We start from the raw sequence: 5,824 nt of genomic DNA on the forward strand, positions 1-5,824 counted from the left end.
CAGGTTGACCACCGTGATGATGAGGGTCCGGAACCGCTCCCACGTGCTGCGCGTGATCGACTCGGTAACGGCGGCCCCGTCGGCGGACGCGTCGGTCGTTGGCAGCGTGGCCGCGGTCATTGGTTCCCTCCACCGATCTTGGCTCCCAGTGCCTGAGACTGGAGCTGGCTCCAGATGTGCTCGCGGAGCTCGCCGAACCGCGCACTGCTCCTGACCCCCTCGGCGAAGCGGGATCTGGGCAGGTCGACGTCGACGACCTCCATCACCCGGCCCGGCCGGTTCGACACCACGACCACTCGGTCCGCGAGCGTCAGCGCTTCGTCAATCGAGTGAGTGATGAAGAAGACGGTTTGGCCCGTCTCGGCAATGATCTTCTCGAACTCGGCCTGCATCGCCTCACGCGTCATGGCATCGACCGCCCCGAAGGGTTCGTCCATCAACAAGATCGCCGGCTCCGTCACCAAAGCGCGTGCGATGCCGACCCTTTGACGCATTCCGCCGGAGAGTTCGTAAGGAAGGGACTTCTCGAAGCCGGTGAGACCGACGAGCTCGAGAGCATGGCCGATGCGCTCCCGCGAATCCGCCTTCGACGGCCGGGGGTGTCTGTTCTCCAGAGCGAACATGACGTTCTTGTAGACCGTGCGCCACGGCAGTACCGCGTAGTCCTGGAACACCATGGCCCGGTCGGCACCGGGTCCATCAACGATCTGACCACCGACCCGGATCGTCCCTTCCAGGGGTTTCATGAATCCAGCGATCATGTTGATCAGCGTGGTCTTTCCGCAGCCGGACGGGCCGACGATGGCGAGGAACTCGCCGCGCTGTACGTCCAAGTTCACGTCGCGAAGGGCGATGAGCCGTGTCTTTTGCCGCTTGTTCTCGTATCCAGCACTCACGCCACGAATCTCGATCAGTGGTGCCGGGGTCGTCGGCGCGTCATCGGCGCTCGGTCGCGGGCGGTGGGTCACCGAGGGAACGGCCTGACTCATGAAAATCGCAACCTCTATCCCTGTTACTGCAATCGTTTGCTCCATCCTGCGATGTGACGTGGGTCATGTCAATGGGCACTCGAAGGAAAGATTGACACCTGCGACAAACCGCCCCGTAGGTAACCGACAACACCATCCACAAACGATTGCAGCTATGACACCATGTGGTGATGGCACTAGCCCAGCTACGCATCGGAACGTTCACCCCGTCGCTGTTGATCGACATCGCCCGCTCCACCGGACGTTTGGACGGCGCCGGACTCGAGGTCACCGAGACGCCCGTGCCCTCGTCCCCTGCGCAGTTCCGCTCGCTCGAAGCCGGTGAGTTCGACGTGGTCATGACGAGCCCGGACAACGTTCTCGCCTATCGGTTCCTGAGCGCGAATCCACTCCAGCGCAACCTGCCGGTGGAGATCCTCGCCGGCGTCGATCGGGGACTCGGGCTGTCGTTGTGTCTCGCGCCGACGGTGACGAACGTCGCCGACGTCCGGGGGCGTGTCGTCGGAGTCGACGTGCCCGGGTCGGGTTTCGCGTTCGTCGCGTTCGCCCTCCTGGAACGCGCGGGCCTCGGCAAGGACGACTACACCGTCGAGTCACTGGGATCGACCCCTCGACGCGCTGCGGCGCTGGCGGAGGGAGCGTGCGCGGCCACGGTCCTCAATGCAGGCAACGAGCTGCGGGCGACCGCGGCCGGGTGCCGCGTCGTGAGTACGGTCGCGGACGTCGGTCCGTATCTCGGTACCGTCATGGCCGCAATGTCGGCCGACGACCCCGAAATCACCGGTCCGCGAGAACGTCTCGCAGAGGTGGTGATCGACACCGCTCATGACGTCGTCGCCGGCCGTCTGCGGGGGGAGGTGCTCGAGGCCGCAGGACGATTGCTCGGATTGGCCGAGCCGCAAGCCCAGGCGCACCTCGACTGCCTGCTCGATCCCACTCACGGCTTGATCACCGATGGACGAGTCGACGAATCCTCGATCAACACCCTGATCGACCTGAGACGTCAGCACAGCCCGAGCCCGGATCTCGACGTGGTGGCATCCACCTGGCAGACGTTGCTGGCGACAGCAGGCCTTGGCACGGACCGACGCACGTGAGCGGCCACGCCGGCCCGTCGTTCGCCTGCGACTGGTCTGGGTATATTGCACGTGCGCGTGGGGTCACGCCATCATTGACGGGACGTTGCATCCGATTGCAGTCGAGAAGGGGAGTGGGTGTCTGTGCACAGAGCCACGCTGCGTGAGGTTGCGGTCATGGCCGGCGTCCATCCGGCGACCGCTTCGCGCGCCTTGAACCAGCAAACCGAGAGTTTGGTCAACACCGAAACGGCCGCCCGAATCAAGAAGGTCGCCGCCGAGATGGGCTACTCGCCCAATCCAATCGCCCGCAGCCTCAAGACCTCTCGGTCGGCCAGCATCGGGCTGGTAATCCCCGACCTGACCAACCCGCTGTTCCCGCCCATCGTGCGGGGAGTCGAGGACGTGCTACGCACCATCGGCTACAACGCGTGGATCGTCAACACCGACAACCGGCCCGACGTGGAGAAGACGGCGGTCGACTCGTTCCGCCAGCGCAACGTCGAGGGCTTCGTGTTCGCGACGGCGCATTTGAAGCACCCGTTGCTCGAGGAACTCGCTGCGGCGTCGACGCCGATGGTGCTGGTCAACCGCCGCACTAGCGGCGCCGACATCCCGTCGGTCACCTCCGACGACGCAGCAGGTGTCGCGATGGCGATGCAACACCTGGTCGACCTGGGCCACACCAAGATCGTGCATCTCGCGGGGCCGCAGGACCTGTCGACCGGCGTGACCCGGCGTCGCGCATTCCTGTCCAGCCTGGAGGAACTCCAACTCCCCGCCGAGAACACGCGGACGTTGATCTGCGACGAATGGTCGGAGCAGGCGGGCGCCAAGGCAATGCGGACGCTGCTGGACTCTGGTCCCGAGTTCACCGCGGTCCTGGCCGGTAACGACCTACTGGCCCTCGGCGTCTACGACGCCCTGTCCGAACGCGGCCTGCGCTGCCCGGACGACATCAGCGTGGTCGGATTCAACGACATGCCGTTCATGGACAAGGTTTCACCGCCCATGACGACCGTGCGCATCCCTCATTACGAGATCGGTGCCGAAGCCGCCCGATTGCTGCTCGAAGTGCTCAATGACCCCGATCGCCATCCGCGTTCGCTGCTTCTGCCACTGACGATGGTCGTCCGGTCCTCGACTGGTCCGGTCCCAGCGCCTCGCACCTGAGGGCGAGGACCCTCAGGGCTCTGCTCCGTGGCCGGTGCAACGGGCTGCAACCGTTCGCGTCCTGTGGCTCCGCGCGGGTGTAGCGAATCCTCCATGAAACCCGCACATGCTGCGGTGTTGACTTGAACGAGACTGCACGGCAGGATTGCAACCGATTGCAGTCAAGCCGGGAGAGGCAATGGAAAACAACGAAAAGACCATGAGCGTTGGGTGGATCGGCGCCGGACGCATGGGCTACGCGCTCATCGAACGCCTGTTGGACGCCGGTCACGACGTGTCGGTGTACAACCGCACGCGGTCCAAGGCGGAGCCACTGGCCGCGCGTGGCGCCAAGCTGGTCGACACCCCCGCCCAGCTCGCCGATCGCGACGTCGTCTTCATCATGGTCGCCGCCTCCGACGATCTCGAGCACGTGACCGTCGGCGAAGACGGACTTCTCACCGCAGACGCCTCGCCTCAGATCATCATCGACAGCTCGACCGTCTCGGCGGCCATCTCGGAGAAGATCCGCGGCCTTGCCGCCAACCGCGGGACTGCACTACTGGCCGCGCCGGTCAGCGGCAACCCCAAGGTCGTCAGGTCGGGCAAGCTGACCCTCGCGGTGTCGGGTCCGCGTGAGGCCTACGAGAGCGCCGAGCACCTGCTGCGCCCCCTCGGGCGGGGCGTCACCTACGTCGGTGATGGCGAAGTCGCCCGTCTCGTCAAGATCTGCCACAACGTCTTCCTCGGCGTGGTCGCACAGTCCCTCGCCGAGATCACCGTGCTCGCCGAGCAGGGCGGCACCAGCCGACAGGCGTTCCTGGAATTCCTCAACAACTCGGTCATGGGATCGGTCTTCACCCGCTACAAGTCGCCCGCGTTGGTGAACCTCGACTTCTCGCCGACGTTCACGAACGTCTTGCTGCGCAAGGACTTCGACCTCGGCCTGGAAGCCGCCCGCGAGTACGGCGTGCCGATGCCGGTCGCCGCTCTGTCGGCCGAAATCGTGTCATCGGCGATCGGTGCGGGCCACACCAGCGAGGACTTCGCGACTTTGCTGCTCGAGCAGGCTCGGCGTTCGGGCGTCGAGTTGGTCTCTGAAGAGGCCGACGTCGACGACGGTTTGGGGATCCCCGCCGATGAGTGAGTCGCGCCCGCTTCCGGCTCCTGGCCACATGGGTGTCGACTACGAAGAACGCGTCGACTTCGCCAGGCTTCGTGACTACCGGCTCCGTCGCGCGAAGGCAGCGCTGGAGGCCAGTGAGTGCGGGGCGTTCTTGCTGTTCGACTTCTACAACATCCGCTACACGACCCAGACCTGGATCGGTGGCGCGCTCGGCGACAAGATGACGCGATACGCGTTGCTCACGCGTACCGCCGACGATCCCTGGTTGTGGGACTTCGGTTCTGCGGTGAGACATCACAAGCTGTACTCGAACTGGTTGCCCGACGAGAATTGCCGCCCCGGCATGCTCGGGATGCGGGGTGCCGTCGCGCCGTCGGCCGGCCTGATGGTGTCGGCCATCCGCGAGATCAAGGGAATGCTCGACGAGGCAGGCCTGAGCGACGCCCCGGTCGGCGTCGACATCGTCGAGCCCGCATTCCTTTTCGAGATGCAACGGCAAGGGTTGAAGGTCGTCGACTGCCAGCAGCGCATGCTCGATGCGCGGGAGATCAAGTCCGCCGACGAGATCATGCTTCTCACCCAGGCGGCCGCGATGGTCGACGGGGTCTACCAGGACATCTTCGAGGCGCTCAAACCCGGCATCCGGGAGAACGAGATCGTCGCGATGGTGAATCAACGGCTCTATGCCATGGGCTCGGATCAGGTGGAGGCCGTCAACGCGATCAGCGGGGAGCGGTGCAACCCCCACCCCCACAACTTCACCGACCGGCTCATCCGGCCGGGGGATCAGGCTTTCTTCGACATCATCCACAGCTTCAACGGCTATCGCACGTGCTACTACCGGACGTTCAACGTCGGCAGCGCGACGGCCAGCCAGCGCGACGCCTACACCAAGGCCCGCGAATGGATGGACGCCTCGATCGACATGGTCAGGCTCGGCGTCGGCACCGACGAGGTGGCTGCCGTCTGGCCCAAGGCGACCGAGTTCGGCTTCGACAACGAACTCGCCGCGTTCGGACTGCAATTCGGGCACGGCCTCGGCCTCGGCCTGCACGAGCGCCCGATCATCTCGCGGCTGAACTCGATGACCGAACCGATCGAGCTCAAGGAGGGCATGGTCTTCGCCCTTGAGACGTATTGCCCTGCCTCGGACGGATATTCGGCGGCGCGCATCGAGGAGGAAGTGGTCGTCACTGCCGATGGGCCGCGAATCCTGACACTGTTCCCGGCGCAGGAGCTCGTCATCGCCAACAAGTACTGAACTTAGGGCTTCCGGCCACTGAGCGCGGGGTCGCCGCAGGCGTGTTGGATCCGCTTCTTTGAGGCCAGGTCAGGGGCTCGGCTGGGCGGCGTGGACGGCGCCGCCGAAGTAGAGTGCGGCGATCTCGGGGTTGGACAGCACCGATGAGGCCGCGCCGGCCAACAGCACGCGCCCGCTTTCCATCACGATGCCGCTGGTGGCCATGCGCAGCCCGAAGCGA

5 protein-coding genes are annotated in these 5,824 nt (G+C 65.3%); 4 read left to right on the forward strand and 1 reads right to left on the reverse strand.

Translation table 11 applies throughout. The features are described 5' to 3' along the window. Positions 1 to 116: 116 nt before the first annotated feature. Positions 117 to 989, reverse strand: coding sequence for an ABC transporter ATP-binding protein (locus ACRDUX_RS27570; protein ID WP_526418470.1), 873 nt, complete (start codon positions 987 to 989; stop codon positions 117 to 119). A gap of 170 nt (positions 990 to 1,159) precedes the next feature. On the opposite strand from ACRDUX_RS27570, the gene ACRDUX_RS27575 reads away from it, so the two are divergent. From ACRDUX_RS27575 to ACRDUX_RS27590, 4 genes are all read left to right on the forward strand, one after another. Then, complete coding sequence (locus ACRDUX_RS27575) at positions 1,160 to 2,086, forward strand: substrate-binding domain-containing protein (RefSeq protein WP_526418472.1); 927 nt, start codon at positions 1,160 to 1,162, stop codon at positions 2,084 to 2,086. A gap of 117 nt (positions 2,087 to 2,203) precedes the next feature. Further along, positions 2,204 to 3,238 (forward strand): LacI family DNA-binding transcriptional regulator, encoded by a 1,035-nt coding sequence (locus ACRDUX_RS27580; RefSeq protein ID WP_526418474.1) that lies wholly within the window; start codon positions 2,204 to 2,206, stop codon positions 3,236 to 3,238. A 178-nt stretch (positions 3,239 to 3,416) separates the two neighbouring features. Continuing rightward, positions 3,417 to 4,364, forward strand: coding sequence for an NAD(P)-dependent oxidoreductase (locus tag ACRDUX_RS27585; protein ID WP_526418476.1), 948 nt, complete (start codon positions 3,417 to 3,419; stop codon positions 4,362 to 4,364). Beyond that, positions 4,357 to 5,604 (forward strand): M24 family metallopeptidase, encoded by a 1,248-nt coding sequence (locus ACRDUX_RS27590; RefSeq protein ID WP_526418478.1) that lies wholly within the window; start codon positions 4,357 to 4,359, stop codon positions 5,602 to 5,604. The genes ACRDUX_RS27585 and ACRDUX_RS27590 overlap by 8 nt, the downstream gene beginning before the upstream one ends. Positions 5,605 to 5,824 lie beyond the last annotated feature (220 nt).

The organism is Mycobacterium sp. (assembly GCF_050701675.1).
Lineage (GTDB): Bacteria > Actinomycetota > Actinomycetes > Mycobacteriales > Mycobacteriaceae > Mycobacterium.